The organism is Gordonia heveisoli (assembly GCF_030315745.1).
Lineage (GTDB): Bacteria > Actinomycetota > Actinomycetes > Mycobacteriales > Mycobacteriaceae > Gordonia.
Genome location: NZ_JASXSH010000003.1, coordinates 220,831 through 243,385 on the forward strand (window position 1 = coordinate 220,831; position 22,555 = coordinate 243,385).

A 22,555-nucleotide genomic window follows, 5' to 3' on the forward strand; every position below is an offset into this window, starting at 1 on the left:
AGCACACGCCCGCCACCGGTCAGCCGGGTGAGGCACCGGCCAGGATGATGTTCAGTCCGGCATCGAAGGCGGCATCGCCGGTCATGTCCATCGCGATGGACCGGCCGTCGGAAAGCCCGGCCAGGGTGGACCACCCCTGGGCGCGCAAGCCGTCGGAGGTCTCGGGCCACGGCATCGGGTCGCGGTACTGGTCGTTGACCCGTTCCGAGGACACCGTCGACTGTGTGAATCGCAACGCGGTGCTGTAGAGGTACCACGCCGACGTCGGGGCGAACCCGGCCGCGACCAGGTGCGCGGTCACCTCGTCGATGGATCGGTAGGCGATGGCGATCGCCTCCGGATCGTGCGGCGCCGGGCGCATCAGCATGATGTCGGCGAGCACGGGATGCTCGGCATAGGCGGCCCGCAGCCGACGAAAATACCGGCGCAGATAATCCGCCCAGTCGGCGGAGGCGGCGTCGTCGTCGGGCCGGATCATCATCTCGTCGAGTTGGGTCATCGCCGGGATGCTCATCGCGCGGATCAGCTCGTCCTTCGTCCTGAAGTGCCAGTACAACCCCGTCACGCCGACGTCCAGATAGGCGGCGAGGTCGGCCATCGTGAAGTCACCGAGGCCACGGTCGGAAGCGAGCGCGAAAGCGGCGGTCACGATCCGCTCCCGCGTCAGCGAACCCCGACGACGACGGCGGGATGCTCGGACCTGGGTCTCGGACATGGCGTGAGTGTACGGCGACGACGGGTTTGAGCGAAACATACTGAATGTATTCAGTAAGCGGTTAGGCTCGCGGTGACCGCCGCGGCGAGGGCCGTGGCACGCAATTCGATGAGGAGAGCTCGATGGCAGGACGCGTGGAGGGGAAGGTCGCATTCATTACCGGTGCGGCTCGGGGACAGGGGCGCTCACACGCCGTACGTCTGGCCGAAGAGGGCGCCGACATCATTGCGATGGACCTCCTCGAACCGATCCCGCACGTCGCCTACCAGGGGGCGACGCAGGAGGACCTGGACGAGACCGTCCGGCTCGTCGAGAAGACCGGGCAACGCATCATCGCGCGCAAGGGTGACGTGCGCGATCTCCCCGGGATGAAGGCGATCGTCGATGAGGGGGTCGCCGAGTTCGGCAAGCTGGACGTCGTCGTTGCCAACGCGGCGGTGATGGTCATGCGCGAATGGCAGGACGTCACTCCCGACATCTGGGATCTCACGATCGGCACCAATCTCACCGGCGTCTGGAACACGGTCATGGCCTCCGCCCACCACGTTGTCGAGGCGGGCGGCGGGTCACTCATCTTGGTCAGTTCGGCCGCCGGACTCAAGGGACAGCCATTCCTCACCCCGTATGTCGCAGCCAAACACGGCGTCGTCGGGATCATGCGCGCCTTCGCCGCCGAACTGGCCGAGCACAATGTGCGCGTCAACACCGTGCATCCGACCGGGGTCGCGACACCGATGGTGAACGGGATCGAGACCCTGATGCCCGAATACCTCGGCAGACATCCGCAACTGGCCGGCATCGCGGCCAACCTCCTGCCGGTCGCCGTCACCGACCCGCGCGATCAGTCGCACGCGGTGCTGTTCCTCGCCAGCGACGAATCCAAGTACGTCACGTCGACGACGCTGCCTGTCGACGCGGGCAACACCCAGTACTGAGCCGGGCTCAACACTCACCAAGGTGGGCGCGGCCCCGACCCAGAGACCGAGTTCCCCAGGGCCGCTGCCGGATCCGATGGGGGGCAGATCCGGCAACAGCCCTGGAGACTCGGGTTCGAAGGTGTCCCCGCCGGTACCCGGGCGACAGTTCCGGGCACCGGCGGAGACCAGACAACGACATCGTCCGGCCGAGAAGGGGACAGGCCGGGTGGATGTCATTGGCGCAGCGGGGATCAGGGAGCCATATCCACCCATCCGACAAAACCAGACGGATCATGGCGGCCGAGATTCGCGTGCTCGAACAGGCCCCATCCCACGTCACCGTCGCATGTCGCCTTGGCGACGTGGTCGATGGTTCCGTACGGCAACATCTGACGATAGTGCTCGTCGCCCAGATCGATGGAATTCGCGAACGACCAGTCGCGCCCCTTCCACTGCCCATGCACCCACGTCGGGTCGCCGATGTAACCGCAACCGCGACAGATGTTGACGTGCGTGCCGGGCTCGACATCGACGACGACCGGTTCGCCGGCCGGGGTGGTCAGGTGAATTCGTGCGTGCACCGGCATCCGCGTCCCCGACCGATACGTGCATTCGATTCTGGGCCAGCCCAATTGCTCGACGCGCCCGTCCTGGAACACCCGCGTCGCGTGATTGAGCGTGCGATACCCGTCGGGATTCTCCTGCGCGATGACCACCAGCATGTAGTCGTCGAATCGCAGGGGGACGTAGGTCCACCAATGTCCCTCACGCACCTCGTCGGCCCGCCGTCCGGCCGGGTCCGGATCGCCGCTGGGCCTGATCCCCCAGGATCTGTCTCGACTGCCCAGCCACACACTGGGATCGACGACCGTCTCCTCACCGAAGGCGAGCAGCGTGCCCGACCAGGTACCCACCTGCGCGAAGCGCGTCGCCTCCAGGATCGGCCGCGGGCCGTCCATCGTGGTGTGCATTTCCTCGAGGACGGCGTCGAAGCTGCCGTCCCAGGTCAGGTCGAAACCTAGCGCCTCATGCTCGCAGATGACCCGCACCCGCTGCAGCGGCTCGATCACCTCGATCCGATAGCCACCGACACGCGACTCGGTGTCGCGCTGATCGTAGGCGTCGGAGAACCGGACCACGTGTTGCTGCTCTCCCCGACGGACGGTGGCGAACGCGTCGACCACACCGAGGTTGGGATACACCCCGAAGCCGGTGATGACAAGGGTGCCACCGTCGCGGTTGTGGGCGTTGAAGTAGTTGCGGTCGTAGAAGTTTCGGTCGGTCGTCGCAGTGCGAGCCATCGACAGCGGCGCCTGGTGGACCGGATACTCGTCGAGCCGGTGCGGCTTCACTTCTTCTCCCACTCGTAGGTGCCGTCGAGGATCGCGGCCAACATCGGATGGTGCAGGACATAGTGGTCGGGATCGTCATGCGGTTCGACCTCGCCGAAATGAATACGGCGCCGGTCGACCTGACTCATGACGATGCCGTGCCGCAGCGCGGCGTACACCAGGTAGAAGTCGAGATCCCGGACGGTGCGGCCGGTCTCGCCTTCATACTGGGCGACAACGTCGGATACGCGGAACATGTCCGGTAGTCCGGGAAAATCGAAGGCCTCCGCGAGATCCTGAAACATCCGGTGAAAGAACAGGAACCACCCAAGATCGAGTTCGGGGGGACCGATCGTCGCCATCTCCCAGTCGAGGACCGCGTCCGCTTCGGTGCCGTCGAACATGATGTTGCCGATGCGGGCATCGCCCCAGCAGAGCACGTCGTCGCTCAGCTCGGCAGGCCAGTGCGCTTCCAGCCAGTCGAAAGTTTTTTCCAACAGCGGTATTCGCAGCCCGTCCGCGCGACGGGTCCACTCGTAGTAGACACGCTGGTCTTCGAAGTGCCGACGCAGACTCGATACGTCGCGCGGCCCGGCCAGTCGTTCGACGCGCTCGGAAGGGGTCCGCATCGAGTGCAACTGGGTGAGCACGTGGACCGCGGACTCCTGAACCGCGCGTCGGCTGTCGGCATCCATCTCGAACAGCCACCCGCCGAACACATACGGCGGATTGTCGACCGGCACAACACCCTGCACCTGTTCCATCACCAGGAACGGGACGCCCAGCACCTCCGGTGAGGTCTCCACCCACAGCACGGCCGGTACCGGAAGCGTGGTGTGCTCGGCGACTGCGCGCATGACCTGGAACTGCAGGTCGATGTCGTAGTCGGGGAATACGGGAAAGGCCGATTCTTCCGGGGCGAGGCGCGCCACCAATGCACTTGTGGTCGCCTCACTGCCGACCACCCACGTCGCGTCGAACAGGATCGAAATGCTCGACATCCCCGAATGTCCCGGGCGACGCAGGTTGTTGATCACTGGGCGATCGTCGGTGCCGAGGAGATCGCCGAGCGCGGACGCCAGACGCTCGCCGGTCGCGTCGAGATCGGTTTCGGTGGTGCGAATCTGGGCCTCCGCACCGTCTGGCACCGACGTTTGATCGGACACTGCGCACCCCCTCTGGTGAACCGGGCCAGGACGCACGTCTCTAGGGGACTCCCGAACGCGCCGCCACTCTGGACGTGAGAGCAAACTTAGACGTTAATCTATATTTATGCGGCGAAATCGCGAGTCTCACCGAAGCCGGTGGTCGAACACCGCGTGCGGCCCGACGTCGCCGGTCGAGCTTCAGACAATGACGGACAACCGGGGACACGCCGGTCGCCGTATGCCGACCCGACCCGCACCGGACCGCTCTCTAGGATCTAGCTTCTAGGGATCCACCTCCCACGGAGGTCGAACGGTCGAGAACGAGGGATGACGAGGACGATGGGTACCCACGCGACGGGGCGCCGGGAGCGCAACAAGCTCCAGACGCGGGCACGACTACTCGAGGCGGCGCGACACCTGCTCAACGCCGACGACAGTGCTGCGACCGTCGAGCAGATCGCCGACCGCGCCGAGGTCTCACGCGCCACATTCTTCAACTATTTCCCGAGTAAAGACGACCTGATGACGGCGCTGTACGGCGAACATATCGAAGCCTTCACCGCGAAGGTCGACGAGGTGCTCGCCATCGACATGACCACCCGTGATCGGATCCTCGCGATCTTCACCGATTTCATCAGGGAATCGACCGTACTTCCCCGATATATGCGCGCTTTCACCGGGGAGATCGAGCGGATCTCGTCGTCGGCTCCCGAGGTTCTCGCGCAGCGCGGCAACGAGTTCATGCACCAGATCGAGCGCGTCCTCGTGGCGGGTGCCGAGCAGAACGAACTGCGCGCCGACTACGACATCGACTTCCTCTGCCGCATGGTCGCGGCAATCTACCTGTCGAGCATCAGGTACTGGGCCCAGGATCCGCGTTTCGACCTCGCCCAGAGTTTCGCCGAGGCCGGACGGTTCGCCGCCGAATCGGTGACCCGCTGACCCGACGCCGGAAATAGCCGACGATCACGGCGGGTTTCACCAAGCCGCACATGCCGTCCGCCGACGCCTCTAGGCTGGTCACGCACCCGCCTACAGATGCCGAACACTGCGAACGGAGTCCCGTGATGTCACCAGATCCCGGCGATCGAACCGACTTCGACGATGCCACACGAGGTTTCATCGCCACCCTCGACCCGGTGCGCATCACCGACCCGTCCGGGCGCGTCGTCTTCGACCTCACCCGTTACAGCTTCCTCACCGGGGAGGCCCCGGACACCGTCGACCCGAGCCTGTGGCGCCAAGCCCAACTCTGTCTGACCAATGGGCTGTTCGAGGTGGCGAATGGGATCTATCAGGTCCGCGGCTTCGACATCGCCAACATGACGATCGTCGAGGGGGACACCGGCATCATCGTCATCGATCCGTTGGTGTCGGCCGAGTGTGCCGCAGCCGCCATGGACCTCTATCGCACCCACCGCGGGGCCCGCGCAGTCACCGGCGTCATCTACACCCACTGTCATGTCGACCATTTCGGTGGTGTCCACGGCATCCTGCCCGACGATCCCACGGGCATCCCGATTCTCGCCCCGGAAGGTTTCCTCGACCACGCGGTGTCGGAGAACGTCTATGCCGGGCCGGCGATGAACCGCCGCGCTTCCTACATGTACGGGAACGTGGTCGGCGCCGGGCCTCGTGGACAGGTGAGTACCGGGTTGGGAATCGCGGTCTCGGAGGGTTCGGTTGGCCTGGTGCCGCCGACCCTCGACATCACCAGGACCGGGCAGGAGGAAGTGCTGGACGGGGTGCGCATCGCCTTTCAGGTCACGCCGGGCACCGAGGCGCCGGCCGAGATGAACTTCCTGTTTCCCGATCGCCGCGCACTATGCCTCGCCGAGAACGCCACCCACAACCTGCACAACTTGCTGACACTGCGCGGCGCGCAGGTTCGCGACCCCCGGCTGTGGGCGCGCTACCTCGACGACGCCATCGAGATGTTCAGTGCCGACACCGATGTCGTCTTCGCCTCACACCACTGGCCGACATGGGGTCACGACCGGATCGTGCGCTACCTGACACAGCAGCGTGACATGTACGCCTACCTCCACGATCAGACGCTACGCATGCTCAACTCGGGTGCGACCGGAATCGAGATCGCCGAGAACTTCGTGCTGCCAACCGAACTCGACGACGCGTGGCATGTGCGCGGCTACTATGGCTCGGTCAGCCACAACGTCAAGGCGATCTATCAACGGTATCTGGGTTGGTTCGACGGACATCCGGCTTCCTTGTGGCAGCACCCGCCGGCCGCGGCCGCGGCGCGCTATGCCGAGCTCGTCGGCGGAGTCGACAATCTCGTGACCTCGGCCCGCGACTTCGCCGCCCGGGGCGATCTCCGGTTCGCCGCCGAACTGCTCCGCCACGCAGTCTTCGCCGACGCCGGACACGACGAGGCAAAGCTCGCGCTCGCCGAGGTCTTCGAGCAGCTCGGTTTCGGCTGCGAGAACGCCACGTGGCGTGGGTTCTATCTCTCCGGCGCGCATGAACTGCGCCACGGCATCACACCCCCGCCGATCAACACCAGCGGAGGCATCGCCACAGCCCTGAGCCTGGAACAACTCTTCGATGCCATCGCCATACGGATCGACGGCCCCCGCGCCGCGACCGACGCCTTCGTGATCCGGTGGACCTTCACCGATTCCGGCACGATCGTGCGCAGCGCGTTGTCCAACGGGGTCCTGTTCCAGACCTACAACCCCCGAACGCCGATCGTCGCCGATCTGGCGGTGGAGCTGACCAAACCCTCCTTCATCGGCCTGCTGACGACCGGCTCCGCGGAGGGCATCACGACATCCGGTGATGCGACCGTCCTGACCAGGCTCGTCGGTCTACTGGAGACCCCCGACACCGCGTTTCCGATCGTCACACCCTGACGTCCGACGCCACCGGGTCGGCCGGTCTCAGACCCGACCACGTGCGGCATTGGCGACGGCCGGCACCTCAAAAGGACCGTGCCCCAAACGATTCAAGCATGCGCGGCGAAGCTCCCGGCGTTCCTCGTCGGTGATCGAGGCCACGGACTCGCCGATGGGCCCAACCCCGTGCTGGTAGGGCTCCCACCAGTCGTCGAAGGTCTCGAACACCACGGACACCGTCAATTCGGTGCCCTGGACGTCGCGGAGTCCGCTGTCGGCGAGAATACGGCGCAGCTCCTCTCCAGAGCTCCCCGGAAGCATCGTCTCGTCGATATGGGACAAACCGACATCGGCGAAGGCGTGCCAGATCGGAGCCATCGGCGGCCGTCCGCCTGCGAGGTCCCAGACCGTTGCCGCGACCACCCCGCCGGGGACGGTGACGCGTGCCGCCTCGGTCATACCCGCCCACGGATCGGGCATGAAGGTGACGACCAGATTGGATCCGACGACGTCGAAGGTGTCATCGTCGAAGGGGAGTGGCACCGCGCCCGACCGGCGCACATCGACACCCGGCGCCGCCGCCTTGCACGCAGCGACGAACGGCTCCGACGGGTCGACCGCCGTGACCGCTTCCGCGCCGACGCGGCCAACGAGGTCCACGGTCCACTGTCCGGGGCCGCACCCGACATCGAGCACCCGCTGTCCGGATTCGATCTGCAGCCAGTCGCTGAACTCGGCGGCCAGGGGTCGCGAGAAGCGACCCATGAACCGTTCGTATGCCCCGGCGGCTACCTCGAAGCTCACCGGAACAACGGTACGCCGACTGACCTGCGACAACCAGACCCCGAACCCTGCATTTCCAGCGGCCTGCGCTCAGCGGCGCCCCGCGCGCAGGGCGTCGGTGACCGATGTGAACATCACCGACTTGATAGCGCCAACAGTTCCCTTGTCCTTACCGAGGATCGGGGTGACGCGTTCGATGGCGGCATCCACCAACGACGCCTCGTCGACCGCCCGCTCGGCGATGCCGGCCGCCACCGCGTCGGGCCCGCCATAGCGACGACCGGTAGTCATCGCCTCGACCGCATGCTGCGGAGTCAACTTGTTCTGGATCAGCGCGGCCATACCCGGTGTGAACGGGATGTTGATGTCGGCCTCCGGGAAGCAGTAGAAGCCGCGGTCCGCGCGCATCACCCGGAAATCATGGGCGATGGCGACCATGGCCCCCGCCCCGAACGCATGTCCGTTGATCGCGGCGACGGTCGGGATCCCGAAGGTGAGAATGCGGGCGAACAGCGCATGCACTTGGTCGACGTACCAATCGGCGCGATCGCCGTTGGCCAGCAGCCAGTCGAGGTCGAGTCCGTTGCTGTAGAACTTGCCGTCTCCTATGGTGATCAATGCCTGTGCGTTACTTTCGATCTCGTCCAAAAGCTGGTTGACCTGGGCAAGCCAGTCGGGCGAGAATCGGTTTTCGTCGGCTCCGAGCGTGAGCACGGCAATCGTCTCCCGGTACTCGATGCTTGCAGTCATCAGCGACGTCCCTTCGTCTGTGTCTGTGATGAGCCCGCCCCAACGGTCGGGGCGGGCGGTTCGATTACGGCCACGGCGCGGACCGCGGCGGCCAGTCGTGCGCGCACCGCGGCATCCGGCTCGCGACGGCCGCGCAGCAGTAGGGCAGCAGGCAGTTCGACGACACAGTCGCGCACAGCGTCGACCGCGCTCGCATCGGCACGATCCCATAGCGAACGCGCCAGGCGGACGAACAATTCGACAAGGACCCGGTCGAGGTCGCCGAGCGCCGCGGCGGTCTCCGCCGGGATGTCCGCCGCACCGAGCAGGTCGGCCCGCCGCACCGACAGCAGGAATCGTCCAGAGGTGGGAGCGTCGAGCAGGAATTGGGCAGGCGCATCGGCCGCCGCGACGATCGCGCCGAGCGCTCCCTCCGATCCGCCTTCGGCATCTGCGAAGGCGGCGTCGACGGCCGCCCGCTGCGTCTGCAGGAAGCGGTGGGCGGCGCGCACCCAGACGTGGCCGACCAGCCCGGACCGGGAACCGAATGCGTGATAGATGGCACCGTTGGACATGCCCGTCGACTCGGAGAGTGCGCGCACGGTGATCGCGGCCGGTCCGTGGTCGACAGCCAATGACTCGGTCACGTCCATGAGGTGCTCAAGATCGTGGGTCCGGGGGCGCGGCATGACCGAACAATAACAGAGCGACTGCTCTGTTATAGCTTTCGGCCGCCGATGCCACGGTTCGATCTATGGTGTGACACAGGGCACAGACATGGGGAGACCAGTGGGTCGTGCCGACTGCTCACGGACCAGGGAGAACGATGACCGCGACCGCCGAACCGACGAGTGATCTCACGACCGAACCGCTGCGTTCGCGCCGTAACCATTGGAACAATCAGATACGCCGACATGCCTTCATGACGCCAGACACCGTGGCGATCAAGTACCTCGACCGCGCGACGACGTGGCGTGAACTCGACGAGCGCTCACATGCTTTCGCAGCCGCATTACACCGTCGGGGAGTCGGTTTCGGCGATCGGGTCCTGATGATCCTGCTCAATCGCACCGAATACCTCGAAGCCATCCTCGGCGCCAATCTGATCGGCGCGATACCGGTGCCGGTCAACTTTCGGATGAGTCCAGGCGAGGTCGCCTATCTGGTCCGCGACAGTGGCGCCCGAGTCGTCGTCACCGAGCAACTGCTCGCGCCCCTCGCCGACGCGGCGACTGCTGCGACCGGCCTGATCGAGACCACCATCGTCGTCGACGCCGACGACGATGCCGGGCACCTGGACTACGAGACGCTGCTGGCCGAGGACGGTCCGCCGATTCCGGACATCGATGTGCCCGAGGACACCGTCTCACTCATCATGTACACCTCGGGTACCACCGGAAAGCCCAAGGGCGCCATGCTTACCCACCAGAACCTCCACGCCCAGGCGGTGACCACGATCGCCTCCACTGCGGGCGATACCGACGATATCGCCTCGGTCGTCCCGCCGATCTTCCACATCGCCGGCATCGGCGCCTTCACCCCGGTCTTCTACCGGGGAATCCGCTCGATCATCCATCCGCTCGGTGCGTTCGACGCCGAGAAAATGCTCGATGCGATGGAACGTGAGGGAACCACGTCGGTCTTCATGGTCCAGCACAGTGGCAGGCGATCTGCGCGGCGCAGCAGGCGAATCCGCGAGATCTCAAACTGCGCACCATCACCTGGGGCGCGGCACCGGCCTCGGATTCGGTGCTGAACGCAATGAACGAGACCTTCCCGACCGCCGCCAACATGACGGCCTTCGGCCAGACCGAGATGTCGCCGGTCACCTGCCTTCTCGAGGGTAAAGACGCGCTACGCAAGATCGGTTCGGTCGGCAAGGTGGTGCCATCGGTTACCGCACGAATCGTCGACCCGCTGATGAACGACGTGAAACCGGGCGAGGTCGGTGAGATCGTCTACCGTGGGCCCGGTTTGATGAAGGGCTACTGGCAGAATCCGCAAGCCACCGCCGACGCTTTCCGCGGCGGCTGGTTTCATTCCGGCGACCTGGTGCGCCAGGACGACGAAGGTTTCCTCTACGTCGTCGACCGGGCGAAAGACATGATCATCTCCGGCGGTGAGAACATCTACTGTGCCGAGGTCGAGAATGTCCTGTTCTCCCACCCGAGCATTCTCGAGGCGGCGATAATCGGTCGCGCACACGAGAAGTGGGGTGAGGTTCCGGTGGCGGTCGTCGTACTCGCCGAAGGTGTCGACGATCTCACGCTTGACGACATGGCGCCGTACCTGAACGAGAATCTCGCACGCTTCAAACACCCCAAGGAGCTCATCATCATCGATGAGTTGCCGAGAAATGCCGGCGGTAAAGTGGTCAAACCTCGGCTCCGAGAAGCCTACGGCAGCAAGGATGTCGGCCTCGAGCGCTGAGGACCCACGACCGCGACGCGCAGCGCGTTACCGATCGCGGCGGACGGCCTCTCCGGTGATGTTGCGCGCCATACCGGCGAAGATCACGTCATGGAACGGCGAGATCATCGCCCAGTAGGCATGCCCGGCCAGACCGTTCGGAGCGAAGACCGCACGTTGCCGATAGGTGGCCCCGCCATCGGGACCAGGCGCCACCGCGAGTTCCAGCCACGCACGTCCGGGCACCCTCATCTCGGCGCGCAAGCGCAGTAGCCGCGGACGGTCGATCGTCTCGACCCGCCACCAGTCGAGAGCTTCACCCACACGGAGCCGACGGGGGTCTCGGCGGCCACGTCTCAGGCCGACACCCCCGCTCAGCCGATCGATCCACCCACGGACCGACCAGGCGAGGGGGAACGAGTACCAACCGTGTTCGCCCCCGATGGCTTCGATCACCTCCCACACCGCCTGCGGCGCCGCCGACGTATCGAGCTCACGCTCGTCGGTGTACAGCGAACCGCCCGACCACTCCGGATCAGACGGGAGCGGGTCGGAGGGAATCAGCGCCGGAGTCGCGTCGGACCAGCGGGTGGGCACGTCGAGGTTCCGGATCCGTCGGAGTGCCAGTTCGATGGCCCGTTCGACATCGATGAGGCCACCGCCTGGATCCGCGATATACGTCGCGATGTCGTGGTCGGCGCACACCACCTCGTGGATGAGTGACTCCATCAACGGAACCGCGATGGCGCGCGGTACCGGCGTGACGAGATTCACCCACTGTGCCGACAGCCAGGGCGTGAGCACCGGGACCGGGAGCACCAAGCGCCGGGGCAGTCCGGCGATCACTGCGTACTTTCGCATCATCTGCAGGTAGGTCAGGACGTCAGGGCCACCGATATCGAAGGCACGGTTGACATCTGATGGCAGGTCAGCGGCGCACACAAGATAGTGCAGGACATCGCGGACCGCGATCGGCTGGATGCGGTTGTGCACCCATTTCGGGGTGATCATCGCCGGTAGGCGTTCGGCGAGATAGCGCAACATCTCGAAGCTCGCGGAGCCGGAGCCGAGAATGACCGCGGCACGCAGTTCGGCGGTGGGCACCCCACTGCCGCGCAGGATCTCGCCGACCTCGGCACGTGATCGCAGGTGAGGTGACAGCTCGTCGACGTCGGGAATGATGCCGCCCAGGTAGACGATGCGCTGTAGGCCTGCCCGCGACGCAACGCGCGCCACACGCTGCGCCGCGAGGCGGTCGACGGCGACGAAATCCCGCCGCACCAGCGAATGGACCAGGTAGTACAGAACATCCTGCCCGGCCAGCGCAGCGGCGACATCGTCCTCCCGACCGATGTCGCCTGCGAAGATCTCGACGTCGTCATGCCAGGGCACGTCATCGAGTTTGGCCGGCGTCCGAGCCATCACTCGCACCTGATGGCCACCGGCCAACAATTCGGGTACGAGACGCCCGCCGATATACCCGGTGGCGCCGAACACCGTGACACGCATGGTTGTTCACTCCTCCTCGCGGTCTTCGTCGATCAACGAAACACGTCCGCGGTCGGGTTGGGGTTCGGTCAACGCGCGCACAGGGGAGCAGTGACCTGCAATCCACCACGAGTCGGCGAGGTGAGGAACAGGCACTCGGCCAGACCGGCCCGGGTGATCGCCGCGCGCACCGCCGACCATTGCGCCGTCGACAGCACCGCGGTGCGCGACAACACGAACCCCGACGTTCGGTTCGGGTCGGTGACCAGAGACCAGGAGTAGTCGTCACCGAGCGCGGTCACGATGTAGTTCGTCGGTCCGCGCTGCTGGTCACCGAACGGAACGCCCGGGAAGCTGACTCGCAACTGCGCATTGCTGACCGGATCATTGACCACGGCACGTCCGACGATCACATTGCGACCACCAGTCCACGTCGTGCAACTGTTGCGCACGACCACCGAACCATCGGCCGCCTTGCGGTAGTTGGCCGTCGTGTCGCGCGCGCATGCGAGATTGAACGGCTGGGGGTATGCGGCGAGCTGATGCCACTGGCCGACGTATCGATCCACGTCGAGCTTCGCAATCGCGCGCGGCGGGGCGGCATTCGCCTGCGGTACACCGAGTGCGGGGACCGCGGCCGCGGCCATCGCGAGGCAGGTGACGGCGACGAAACGGGGAAGGAAACGCATGAACGACCTCTCTACTTGTGCCTACCGGACACCAGCCATTCGAAGCGGCGGCACAAATGGATGGGTCGACGTCCGATCATCGGTCATACAGGAGAGCGCCCCGCCCACGCGTGCGGCGTGGACGGGGCGCTCTGCCTGTCGGTACGTCATCGGTCAGGACGCCGGAACGACCTCACCGTTGACGGTCACCTCGACCTTGTCGGTGGCCGAATCCCAGGTGATCTTGCCGTGTTCGAAGGTCGACGTCTTCACGGTGCCCTCTTCGGTCTCGTCGCTGGTTGCGACACCCAGCGGACCCTGCGAGCCGCCCTTACCGTCGGTGGCCGGCTTACCCGACGCATCGCGCGGCACATTCCACGCGTCACGGATCTTGCCCCACGTCACGTAAGCCGGGGTGCCCGCGTCGGCATTCTTGGCTGTGATCACACCACCGTCGAACTGCTGGAACACCACACCGTTGGTGCCGGTGCCGGATGCGTCCGGCCCGGTGAGCGGCTTGCCCAGATCCGTCTTCTGCTTCTCGGTTGCGGTGGCGTACTTCGCTGCGATCGGCCCGGTCAGGGTGACCTTGGTGCCATCCGCCGCGGTGAGCTCAACCGGTGCCGCCTGCTCGCCGGATGCGCCTGCCGACTCCGAGGCGCCCGCAGCACCGGTATCGGTGGACATGACCGCGGTCGACGACGCCGCCGAATCGCTCGAATCGTCGTCGTCGCTACATCCCGCAACAACCAGGGCGGCGATGGAAGCGGCGGCCGCGATACCGACGACCCGCTGAATGCTCTGCTTCATGATTTCCTTTCGGTTCCCCTCATGGCCCCCCGATCCTCATACCCCCCCACGGGCCGAGACTATGCGTCTGACCCGATTAGAGACCCTAACGAATTCGGTAGAGGCAATTCCGGATTTCGGGAACTGCGGCGAACCTCACCGGCGACCCCACGGAGCCACGATCGGGCGACATGGAATCGTGGACAGAAGGTCGGCCAGTTGGAAGGTGTATCGAATGGCAGTTGTCTCGTATGTGATCGCCGGGTCGGAGGCCACCGGCGGCGCCGGCATCCAGGCAGATCTTCGCACCTTCGAACAGTGCGAGACCTACGGCGTCGGGACCATCACCTGCATCGTCTCCTTCGACCCCACGAATGGGTGGGCACATCGGTTCGTCCCCGTCGAATCGACGGTGATCGCCGATCAGATCGAGGCCGCCACAGCCGCCCACGAACCCGCGGTGGTCAAGATCGGCATGTTGGGTACACCCGCGACGATCTCGACCGTTGCCACTGCACTCACCGCACGGCCGTGGCAACACGTCGTCGTCGACCCGGTACTGATCTGCAAGGGGCAAGAACCCGGTGCCGCACTCGATACCGACAACGCCTTGTGCTCCGAGATCCTGCCACTGGCGACCGTGGTCACCCCCAACCTCTTCGAAGCGTCGACTCTCGCGGGGATGGAGTCGATCGATTCCGTCGAGGACCTCGAGCGCGCCGCTCGCCGAATCGCCGATCTGGGCCCCAAATACGTGGTGGTCAAGGGCGGGGTCGGGCTCCCCGGCGATGACGCGGTGGACCTCCTGTTCGACGGCACCACAATCACTGTGTTGCGCGAACCGAAGGTCGGCGAAGAACGGGTATCCGGTGCGGGTTGCACCTTCGCCGCGGTGATCACTGCCGAACTGGCCAAAGGCGCGGAGGTCGTCGACGCCGTCCGCACGGCGAAGCAGTTCACGCACGACGGCATCCTCGGGCGCGTCGGTTCACACGCCCCATTCGATGCCGTGTGGAACAGACCGCCGACGCGCCGGTAGGTGCAGGGACGACAAACGGCCCAGTCGGGAGCGAACGCTATCCGTCCGATCCGACCGGGCCGTGTCGTCACCATCGACCGGGCAGACAGCCCAGGTCGTCAGCTGCTGTAGTCGTAGAAACCCTTGCCGCTCTTCTTGCCGAGGTAGCCCGCTTCGACCATCCGCTGCAGCAGCGGCGGCGGCGCCAGGTGCGGCTCCCGGAACTCCTGATAGAGGGACTCGGAGACGTCGAGCACAATATCGAGGCCGACGGTGTCACACAGGGTGAGCGGGCCCATCGGATGCGCGCAGCCCTTGATCATGCCTGCGTCGATGTCTTCCTTGGTGGCGTAACCACTCTCGAACATCCGGATGGCACTGACCAGGTAGGGAATGAGCAGAGCGTTGACCACGAATCCGCCGCGGTCGCCCACCTGGATGGTGTGCTTGCCCAGGTGATCGCGCGCATAGGTCGTCACCGTCTCGACGGCGGCCGGGGAACTGGCGAGGCTGGAGATGATCTCCACCAACGGCATCACCGGCACCGGATTGAAGAAGTGCACGCCGACGACGCGGGACGGATCCGCGACATCTTTGGCCACCCGGATGATCGGGATCGACGACGTATTGGTCGCCAGAATCGCATTCGGTGCCGCTTTGTCGAGTTCGGCGAAGAACCCGATCTTCAGCGACTCGACTTCCGGCAGCGCTTCGATGACCAGTTCACGGTCACCGAAATCGGCGATCGAGGTGGTCAGCGTGAGTCGTGAAAGCGCCTGCTGTGCTTCATCTTCGGTGAGTTTCGACTTCGCGACTCCACGCGCGATCGACTTCTCGATGCGGCCGCGGGCACCATCCGCGGCGGCCTGATCGCGCTCCAGAACGAGTACGTCGTCGCCGGCACGAATGGCGACCTCCGCGATTCCGGCACCCATGGTGCCGCCGCCAACAACTCCGAGCTGTGTCATGAGATCTCTCCCGCTATAGATGGTGGAACATCGATTAGCGTAGTCGCCGCAGGTGACACGTCCTGCGTCCGGCCTCTCACGGGAGAATCCGGGCCTTACCACCCATGGTCTCCCGGCAGCTACCACTGGTCTCCGACAACACCGCACCGGTCGCCCCGTCCGTGGCAGACGGGACGACCGGTGGTGCTGTGCCTACTTCTTCTGTGCCTACTTCTTCTTGGGCGGCTGGTTCAGCAGCTGAATGAACGGACCAATGTTCGCGGCGACCGCACTGAGTCCACCGATCGCGGAGCCGGCCAGCGACGCACCCGACCCGAGCAGCAGCGCCCCACCGACGCACCCGGCCAGCGGACCTGCGCCGAAGAGCAGCACCGCCGGAGCCGAGACCACCCCGGCGGCAACCGCGCCAAGCAGGCAGCCAGCAACCAAACCGGTTGCGGCGCCAATGAACCCGCCGATCGCTGCGGTCAGGGTGATGTTGTCGCGAACGCCGGAGACCGCGGCCGACAAATCGGCCTTGTGCGCCACCGGCTGGAAGCGGGCGAGCACCGGATTCGTGTCGAGCTTCAAACGCGCCGACGTACCCGAGACCTGGGCGTTGACCGGGTGGGTGAAATCATCGACGGCAACCGTCAGCGGCACCGCATCCACCACCGCACCCTTGGCGTCATGCAGAACCAGACGGCCACGCTCCTGAGTGAACGAACCATTGTCGGTGGTGACCACCACCGATCCACCATGACGCGCAACATTCCAGTGCGTCGCAGCAGACTGCGGAGCGGGATCGGCATGGGCGACCCCGGCCGCGATACCCATCGATGCAACCACCGTCGTGGCAGCAGCAATCAACTTCGTGAACCTCATCAGCAGATATTCCCCTCAATTGTCAATCGTTAGGACGAGACTGGACGGAGTATCGAAACCCGACCGAGTACCGAAAGCTGGCTGAACACAAAACCTTCCGATAAATCCGAGGTTTCGACACTGTGCACCACGAGACTCTGGACCGCCACGATGACGATTGCAATATTCGGACTCTGAGACGTAGCCCACACTTGTATCTGAATCACACTGCGCGAGTGTGTCTTTCGCTAGGCAAACAATCGACATACAGCGGAGTCGCACAATCCCGTGCTCCCCGAAGTGCAATCGGCCCCGCCCCGAAAGGGGCGGGACCGATCAGTGAGAGGGTACTGCGGTTCTTCGTGTGCCTACTGCTGCAGCGCCAGTTTCTGCAGTGTCTACTTCTTCTTGGGCGGCTGGTTCAGCAGCTGAATGAACGGTCCGATGTTCGCGGCGACCGCACCGAGTCCACCGATGGCCGTTCCGGCCAACGAGGCACCCGACCCGAGCAGCAGCGCCCCACCGACGCACCCGGCCAGCGGACCGGCGCCGAAGAGCATGACCGCCGGAGCCGAGACCACCCCGGCAGCTACCGCGCCAAGCAGGCAGCCGCCGACCAAACCAGCTGCGGCGCCGACAAATCCGCCGATCGCTGCGGTCAGGGTGATGTTGTCCTTGACACCGGAGACCGCGGCCGACAGATCGGCCTTGTGCGCCACCGGCTGGAAGCGGGCGAGCACCGGATTCGTGTCGAGCTTCAAACGCGCCGACGTACCCGAGACCTGGGCGTTGACCGGGTGGGTGAAATCATCGACGGCAACCGTCAGCGGCACCGCGTCCACCACCGCACCCTTGGCGTCATGCAGAACCAGACGGCCACGCTCCTGAGTGAACGAACCATTGTCGGTGGTGACCACCACCGATCCACCATGACGCGCAACATTCCAGTGCGTCGCAGCAGACTGCGGAGCGGGATCGGCATGGGCGACCCCGGCCGCGATACCCATCGATGCAACCACCGTCGTGGCAGCAGCAATCAACTTCGTGAACTTCATGTGTTGGATGTCCCCTCGGATTCCCAGAAAGTGGGGCTGAAAAATGCTTGCGGCCTGAAAGTAGGGAGAGGACACGAGCTTCAGTCGTACGACAGGCGTCCACCACGAGTACGAAAGATGAACGGAGGTTCGCAATCCGACAAAAGCCACCCCCCAGCACACTCCCCACCGGTCGAGTCATCAAGATTCAACGAATAGTAAAGAACCAGTTAGCCTTTCGCGTAACGAACGACCTTGGGGCGATGGCGCGAGCCGACCGGGAGTGACCGCTCCACCGGCAGCTGGGAGACCCGAGCAGATCAGCATCGGGTCGTTCACCTACCGTGACGCACGCAAGCATCAGCGTCGTGACGCTCCCGCGATCTCGACGCGCAAAGGAAGGAATGACCATCGAAGCATCGCCCCGCAGAGCCACCGTGTCAGATCGCGCGGGCGCGCTGTACGAGATCATCAACAGCAGGCGTGACACACGTCGCGAGTTCACCGGGGCGCCGCTCGCCGACGACGTACTTGAACGGATCCTGTCGGCTGCGCATGCCGCTCCATCCGTCGGACTGACGCAACCCTGGGATTTCGTCATCATTCGCTCATCACAGACTCTCCAGCGATTTCGCGACCACGTGACCGGGGAACGAGAGGTGTTCGCCCGTCAGTTGACCGGCGAACGCGCACAGACCTTCGCCCGCATCAAAGTCGAGGGCATCTGCGAGTCCGGTCTGGGCATCGTCGTCGGCTACGACCCGACCCGTGGTGGATCGACGATCCTCGGCAGGCACGCTTTCGATGAGGCCGGCCTCTTCTCGGCGGTGTGCGCGATTCAGAACCTGTGGTTGGCCGCAGCGGCCGAGGGGTTGGGCGTGGGGTGGGTCTCCTTCTACCGCGAACCGTTCCTACGCTCGCTGGTCGACATGCCCGAACATGTCAGACCGATCGCGTGGCTCTGCGTCGGACAGATCGACGGTCTACCCGATGCACCCGACCTCGAACGCGCAGGCTGGCGCCACCGCACGCCGTTGGCGTCGGTCCTGCACTTGGAGCGGTATCAGCCGGCGGCAGATCGGCAGTAGCGTCGAGGACCCACCGAATCTCATATGGCTTTGCGCAACACGATGTTTCGCGCAACAAGGGAATCGATCTCCGCGGGGTTCAAACCTAGACCGCCAAGGATCGACTCGGAGTGCTCGCCCAGTGCAGGCACCGCACCCATCTCCACTTCGAAGTCGCTGAAAGTGACCGGTGGCAGCAACGCGGGAACAGTGGCGTGCTCGGTGCGCACCGTCCGCCACCGATCGCGTGCCCGCAGTTGCACATGCTCGACGACATCGCCGAGTTCTTTGACCTGGGCTGCCGGTACACCCGCATCGGCGAGCCGGGCATCGAGGGCGGCGGTGGTCCACCGATTCGTCAGTGCGGCGATCTCCGCGTCGCAGGCCGCGCGGTTACGCACGCGGTCGACATTTGTGCGGAAGCGAGGATCATCGACGAGGTGCGCGGCGTCGAAGACCTCGGTGACCAGCGTTCGCCATCCACGATCACTCTGGACACCGATCAACACCTCGCCGTCGCTGGTGGGATAGGAATCATATGGCGCGATGGTGATGTGACTGACCCCCATCCGCGGCGGCTGCGCACCGGTATACAACTGCGAATACATCGAATGCCCCATCCACTCGATGGTGGACTCCAGCATGGAGACCTCGATCGAGGCACCTTCACCGGTGGTGGCACGACGCAGCAGCGCGGCGAGCACCGCTTGGGCGCAGTACATTCCGGAGGCGATGTCGGCGGTCGGGATCCCGGTCTTGACCGCATGCTCCGGTGTACCGGTGATCGAGATCAGTCCCGCCTCAGCCTGGATCAGCATGTCGTAGGCCTTGCGCTGCTCGAGCGGTCCACCCGTCCCGTATCCGGACATGTCCACGACGACGAGAGCAGGATGGTCGGCTCGGAGCGTCGTGGCGTCAAACCCCAGACGTTCCGCCGCACCCGGGGCGAGGTTTTGCACGAATACGTCAGCCTGGTCCACGAGCGCGCGGACCACCGCACGCCCGGCCGGCTCTTTGAGATCTACCGCCAGGGATTCCTTACCTCGGTTGAGCCAGACGAAATGCGCGCCGGTGCCCTCCACCATGTGGTCGTAGTGACGTGCGAGATCGCCGCCGTCGACACGCTCGATCTTGATGACACGCGCGCCGAGATCGGCGAGATTTCGGGTGGCGAGGGGAGCGGCGACCGCTTGCTCCATCGCCACCACCGTGTAGCCCGCCAGCGGTCGACGTATCGGGGATGAGCCCCCCTGAGGTGAGTCGTGAGTCGCAGTCATCGGTGCCACCGTAGCGCGACGCGATCACCGCGAACGGTCGTTCGGTGCCAACGGCCCGTCACGATGGCTGCCGGACATCGCGGCCTGGTGTCGGCCGGGTCCCGCCCCTGAGCGAGGCGGGACCCGAGAATCAAAGACAACCGTTCCGGCTGAGGCCGGGCCGGTCACCCGATGCCGTTGAAGGTGTCGCGATCGGTCTCGATGCGCAGGTTGCCACCCCATGAGCGCAGGTACCCGACGTTGCAGCCACCCCTGATTCCGATGGCACGTACCCCCACGCGATGACTGCCCGGGTAGGTCCGGATCAGGTAGCTGCCGTCGCGTTCACCTGCGCTGAGCCGGGCCTGGCCCCAGACTCGACCGTCGAAGACGATCTGCGCGAAGATGTCCGAGCAATGGCCCTGATCAGCGGTGAACTCGACGAGGATGCGACCCGATTTGGTGTAGGTACCGACCGTGGGCACCTTCTTGCACACCTGGGTATAGGGCGCACCACAGTCGTTCACATCGATCCGGTAATTCGAGACCTGCGCCTGTGCCGGGGAGGCGAGGCCGGTGGCCGCGATCCCGACAGCCGCTGCCGCGACGGCGGTCCGTGCGACGATCTTCGTTCTGTTCCTGGTCTTGATGCTCATGTCGGTCCTTTGTCCGAAGGGATTGGGCATCAACCATGGTCGGGACTCGGCGGCGCGGTCCGTAGCGTAGCCGCATACGCCAATCCGGTGACCGGACGTCCGCTATCGCGCCCGAGTACTCATTCGCCGGGTAGGCCGTCGTCCGGCAGTCGCTGCCGGCCGGCCGGTGAGGAGCACTGCCATCGACACGGCGAGCATGCCGATCCCGGTCCACCCCCATGGCGAAACGTGCTCGCCGAGAACAGCAACCGACAGCACCGTCGCCACCGCGGGTTCGGCGAGCGTCAATGTCGTTGCGGTGGATGCATCGACACCGCCGAGTCCGTGACTGAACAGCACATACCCGCCGAACATCGGGACGATCGCAAGATAGGCCAGCACCCACCACGATGACGGAGCGGCCGTAATGTCGGCTATGGAGCCGACGACGACCGGGAGCAGCAATGCCCCGCCGAGTCCGAGCACCGCCCCGGTGGCCGCACCGCGTGAGAGATCTTTCCGCATCAGGGTCTTGAGCACCCAGGAATAGCCCGCATAGGTGACCCCGGCGGCGAGTCCGAGCGCAACCCCGGCGGACATCGCCGCGCTGCTACCACCGGGGCTTGGAGTGACGCACAGCAGCGAGGCGCCGATCAGGCCGATCAAGCATGCGCGCATCCATCTGGCTTCGAGCGCGCGTTTGTCGACGATGCGCTCGATCACTGCCGACGCGACCGGTGCCGACGCGAGCGACACGATGGTCCCCACGGCCACCCCGCCGACCCGCATCGAGGAATAGAAAGCCAACGGGTACAGGGCGACACACGCCGCACCGAAGATGACCAAACCGAGGTGCGGCCGCAACCGTTGTGTCTGCCGACGCAGCGCGCCTCCATTCACCAGGGTTTGCATCACCCCGCCGACACCCATCGCGACGGCCCCGATCGTCAACGCGCTCAGCGAATCGGCATAGGCCGCAGCAGTTCCGGTAGTACCCCACAGCACCGCAGCAGCGAGTACCGACAGCATTGCCTGTCGGTCACACCCCATCCGCGCCATCCTTGATCCGCTGTCACCGCGATCCAGCCCTCAGCGTGCAATCGTCGCATCATGCACCCGGTCATCTACCCCGCGCGGAGTATCGGGGGACAGATCAACTCAGGCGGCGAAGGCACACGCCTCATCGACCACATCCTGCAGGTCCTGCTGGATCGTCCGGGTGAGTGCGGCCGGGGTCTCGTCCCGATGGGCAGTGAGGTGAACCGGATCGCCGAAAGTCACCACCGGATGCCCGCCGGCGCCCGCAGTCGGATAGGCGATCCCCGCCGACACCAGCCAGACGTCAACCCCGCCGCGCACCGCCCGGTGCGCGATGTGGCCGATACCGGTGCCGAGCTTCTGCAGTTTCGTGGTGTCCCCGAGATTGCATGTGCCCTCCGGGAATACCGCGATGCTGTCGCCGCGGCCCATCCGCTCGACGCACACGCCGATCATCTGCCTGCCCGCGTCGGCAGCGGCCCGCACCCCGTGGTCCTTGGTCCGGAAGACCGGGATCCCGCCAAGGGCGTCGATCTTCTTACGCTGCTCGGGATCCTCGAACAACTCGTCTTTGGCGAGGACGCGCAGCCGTCCGATCCGACGCTGGATGGGGGACCGGAACCCGGCCGCGGCCAAGACCAGCGGGTCGCGCTCGGAGACGTGGTTGGCGGCGACCAGGATTGGCGCGCCACTGGCCACCACCGCTCGGATCCCGGCACGTGAACGGAAGCGCACCGCCGGACGAATCCGGGCGGCGAGCGTGGCGTACATCAGCTTCGCGCGGACCCGATTCTGCTGGTGAGCCAAGTAGTGCTGATAAACCGCCTGCGATTGAGATAAGTCCACGTCCATGCCAACCTACGG

Annotated in this window: 21 protein-coding genes and 1 pseudogene; 6 read left to right on the forward strand and 16 right to left on the reverse strand. The window is 65.3% G+C overall.

Annotated features, from left to right (window positions below):
* Window positions 1-19 precede the first annotated feature (19 nt).
* The gene (locus QSJ18_RS04285; RefSeq protein WP_286325012.1) at window positions 20-715 is read right to left on the reverse strand and encodes a TetR/AcrR family transcriptional regulator; all 696 of its coding nucleotides are present in this window, start codon (window positions 713-715) and stop codon (window positions 20-22) included.
* A gap of 122 nt (window positions 716-837) precedes the next feature.
* On the opposite strand from QSJ18_RS04285, the gene QSJ18_RS04290 reads away from it, so the two are divergent.
* On the forward strand, window positions 838-1,650 hold the full coding sequence (locus tag QSJ18_RS04290; protein ID WP_286325013.1) for a mycofactocin-coupled SDR family oxidoreductase: 813 nt from the start codon (window positions 838-840) through the stop codon (window positions 1,648-1,650).
* A 233-nt stretch (window positions 1,651-1,883) separates the two neighbouring features.
* Here QSJ18_RS04290 and QSJ18_RS04295 read toward each other — a convergent pair whose 3' ends face one another.
* Both QSJ18_RS04295 and QSJ18_RS04300 read right to left on the reverse strand, forming a co-directional pair.
* Window positions 1,884-2,933: a hypothetical protein gene (locus QSJ18_RS04295; protein WP_286325067.1), complete on the reverse strand. Its 1,050-nt coding sequence runs from the start codon at window positions 2,931-2,933 to the stop codon at window positions 1,884-1,886.
* 47 nt (window positions 2,934-2,980) lie between these two features.
* The gene (locus tag QSJ18_RS04300; RefSeq protein WP_286325014.1) at window positions 2,981-4,129 is read right to left on the reverse strand and encodes a phosphotransferase family protein; all 1,149 of its coding nucleotides are present in this window, start codon (window positions 4,127-4,129) and stop codon (window positions 2,981-2,983) included.
* 321 nt (window positions 4,130-4,450) lie between these two features.
* On the opposite strand from QSJ18_RS04300, the gene QSJ18_RS04305 reads away from it, so the two are divergent.
* Complete coding sequence (locus QSJ18_RS04305; protein WP_286325015.1) at window positions 4,451-5,053, forward strand: TetR/AcrR family transcriptional regulator; 603 nt, start codon at window positions 4,451-4,453, stop codon at window positions 5,051-5,053.
* A 125-nt stretch (window positions 5,054-5,178) separates the two neighbouring features.
* Window positions 5,179-6,984 carry an alkyl/aryl-sulfatase gene (locus QSJ18_RS04310; RefSeq protein ID WP_286325016.1) on the forward strand — a complete coding sequence of 602 codons (1,806 nt, stop codon included), beginning with the start codon at window positions 5,179-5,181 and terminating at the stop codon, window positions 6,982-6,984.
* A 27-nt stretch (window positions 6,985-7,011) separates the two neighbouring features.
* Here the strand turns inward: QSJ18_RS04310 and QSJ18_RS04315 are convergent, their stop codons facing one another.
* From QSJ18_RS04315 to QSJ18_RS04325, 3 genes are all read right to left on the reverse strand, one after another.
* Window positions 7,012-7,770 (reverse strand): class I SAM-dependent methyltransferase, encoded by a 759-nt coding sequence (locus QSJ18_RS04315; protein WP_286325017.1) that lies wholly within the window; start codon window positions 7,768-7,770, stop codon window positions 7,012-7,014.
* Between the two features lie 69 nt (window positions 7,771-7,839).
* On the reverse strand, window positions 7,840-8,499 hold the full coding sequence (locus tag QSJ18_RS04320) for an enoyl-CoA hydratase/isomerase family protein (RefSeq protein ID WP_286325018.1): 660 nt from the start codon (window positions 8,497-8,499) through the stop codon (window positions 7,840-7,842).
* Window positions 8,499-9,167: a helix-turn-helix domain-containing protein gene (locus tag QSJ18_RS04325; RefSeq protein ID WP_286325019.1), complete on the reverse strand. Its 669-nt coding sequence runs from the start codon at window positions 9,165-9,167 to the stop codon at window positions 8,499-8,501. Before QSJ18_RS04325 ends, QSJ18_RS04320 begins: the two co-directional genes overlap by 1 nt.
* Window positions 9,168-9,304: 137 nt before the next feature.
* On the opposite strand from QSJ18_RS04325, the pseudogene fadD5 reads away from it, so the two are divergent.
* Window positions 9,305-10,908: pseudogene (fadD5, locus tag QSJ18_RS04330) on the forward strand (fatty-acid--CoA ligase FadD5).
* Window positions 10,909-10,935: 27 nt separating this feature from the next.
* Here fadD5 and QSJ18_RS04335 read toward each other — a convergent pair.
* From QSJ18_RS04335 to QSJ18_RS04345, 3 genes are all read right to left on the reverse strand, one after another.
* The gene (locus tag QSJ18_RS04335; RefSeq protein ID WP_286325020.1) at window positions 10,936-12,396 is read right to left on the reverse strand and encodes an SDR family oxidoreductase; all 1,461 of its coding nucleotides are present in this window, start codon (window positions 12,394-12,396) and stop codon (window positions 10,936-10,938) included.
* 68 nt (window positions 12,397-12,464) lie between these two features.
* Window positions 12,465-13,064, reverse strand: coding sequence for a lipocalin family protein (locus QSJ18_RS04340; RefSeq protein WP_286325021.1), 600 nt, complete (start codon window positions 13,062-13,064; stop codon window positions 12,465-12,467).
* A gap of 153 nt (window positions 13,065-13,217) precedes the next feature.
* The gene (locus QSJ18_RS04345; RefSeq protein ID WP_286325022.1) at window positions 13,218-13,853 is read right to left on the reverse strand and encodes an LGFP repeat-containing protein; all 636 of its coding nucleotides are present in this window, start codon (window positions 13,851-13,853) and stop codon (window positions 13,218-13,220) included.
* A gap of 214 nt (window positions 13,854-14,067) precedes the next feature.
* Between QSJ18_RS04345 and thiD the strand changes: the two genes are divergently transcribed.
* Window positions 14,068-14,871 (forward strand): bifunctional hydroxymethylpyrimidine kinase/phosphomethylpyrimidine kinase, encoded by an 804-nt coding sequence (thiD, locus tag QSJ18_RS04350; RefSeq protein WP_286325023.1) that lies wholly within the window; start codon window positions 14,068-14,070, stop codon window positions 14,869-14,871.
* A 98-nt stretch (window positions 14,872-14,969) separates the two neighbouring features.
* Here the strand turns inward: thiD and QSJ18_RS04355 are convergent, their stop codons facing one another.
* From QSJ18_RS04355 to QSJ18_RS04365, 3 genes are all read right to left on the reverse strand, one after another.
* Window positions 14,970-15,818 carry a 3-hydroxybutyryl-CoA dehydrogenase gene (locus QSJ18_RS04355; protein WP_286325024.1) on the reverse strand — a complete coding sequence of 283 codons (849 nt, stop codon included), beginning with the start codon at window positions 15,816-15,818 and terminating at the stop codon, window positions 14,970-14,972.
* Between the two features lie 207 nt (window positions 15,819-16,025).
* The gene (locus QSJ18_RS04360; RefSeq protein ID WP_286325025.1) at window positions 16,026-16,682 is read right to left on the reverse strand and encodes a hypothetical protein; all 657 of its coding nucleotides are present in this window, start codon (window positions 16,680-16,682) and stop codon (window positions 16,026-16,028) included.
* Between the two features lie 377 nt (window positions 16,683-17,059).
* Entirely contained in the window at window positions 17,060-17,716 is a 657-nt protein-coding gene (locus QSJ18_RS04365; RefSeq protein WP_286325026.1) for a hypothetical protein, read from the reverse strand.
* Window positions 17,717-18,099: 383 nt separating this feature from the next.
* On the opposite strand from QSJ18_RS04365, the gene bluB reads away from it, so the two are divergent.
* The gene (gene bluB / locus QSJ18_RS04370) at window positions 18,100-18,783 is read left to right on the forward strand and encodes a 5,6-dimethylbenzimidazole synthase (protein WP_286325027.1); all 684 of its coding nucleotides are present in this window, start codon (window positions 18,100-18,102) and stop codon (window positions 18,781-18,783) included.
* Between the two features lie 20 nt (window positions 18,784-18,803).
* Here the strand turns inward: bluB and QSJ18_RS04375 are convergent, their stop codons facing one another.
* The 4 genes from QSJ18_RS04375 to QSJ18_RS04390 all read right to left on the reverse strand — a co-directional run bounded on the left by QSJ18_RS04375 (window position 18,804) and on the right by QSJ18_RS04390 (window position 22,543).
* A complete protein-coding gene (locus QSJ18_RS04375) occupies window positions 18,804-20,039 on the reverse strand; it encodes a CaiB/BaiF CoA transferase family protein (RefSeq protein ID WP_286325028.1) in 1,236 nt (411 codons plus the stop codon).
* Between the two features lie 164 nt (window positions 20,040-20,203).
* Entirely contained in the window at window positions 20,204-20,674 is a 471-nt protein-coding gene (locus QSJ18_RS04380; protein ID WP_286325029.1) for a hypothetical protein, read from the reverse strand.
* A gap of 102 nt (window positions 20,675-20,776) precedes the next feature.
* Window positions 20,777-21,703, reverse strand: coding sequence for a DMT family transporter (locus QSJ18_RS04385; RefSeq protein ID WP_286325030.1), 927 nt, complete (start codon window positions 21,701-21,703; stop codon window positions 20,777-20,779).
* 108 nt (window positions 21,704-21,811) lie between these two features.
* Window positions 21,812-22,543 carry a lysophospholipid acyltransferase family protein gene (locus QSJ18_RS04390; protein WP_286325031.1) on the reverse strand — a complete coding sequence of 244 codons (732 nt, stop codon included), beginning with the start codon at window positions 22,541-22,543 and terminating at the stop codon, window positions 21,812-21,814.
* Window positions 22,544-22,555 lie beyond the last annotated feature (12 nt).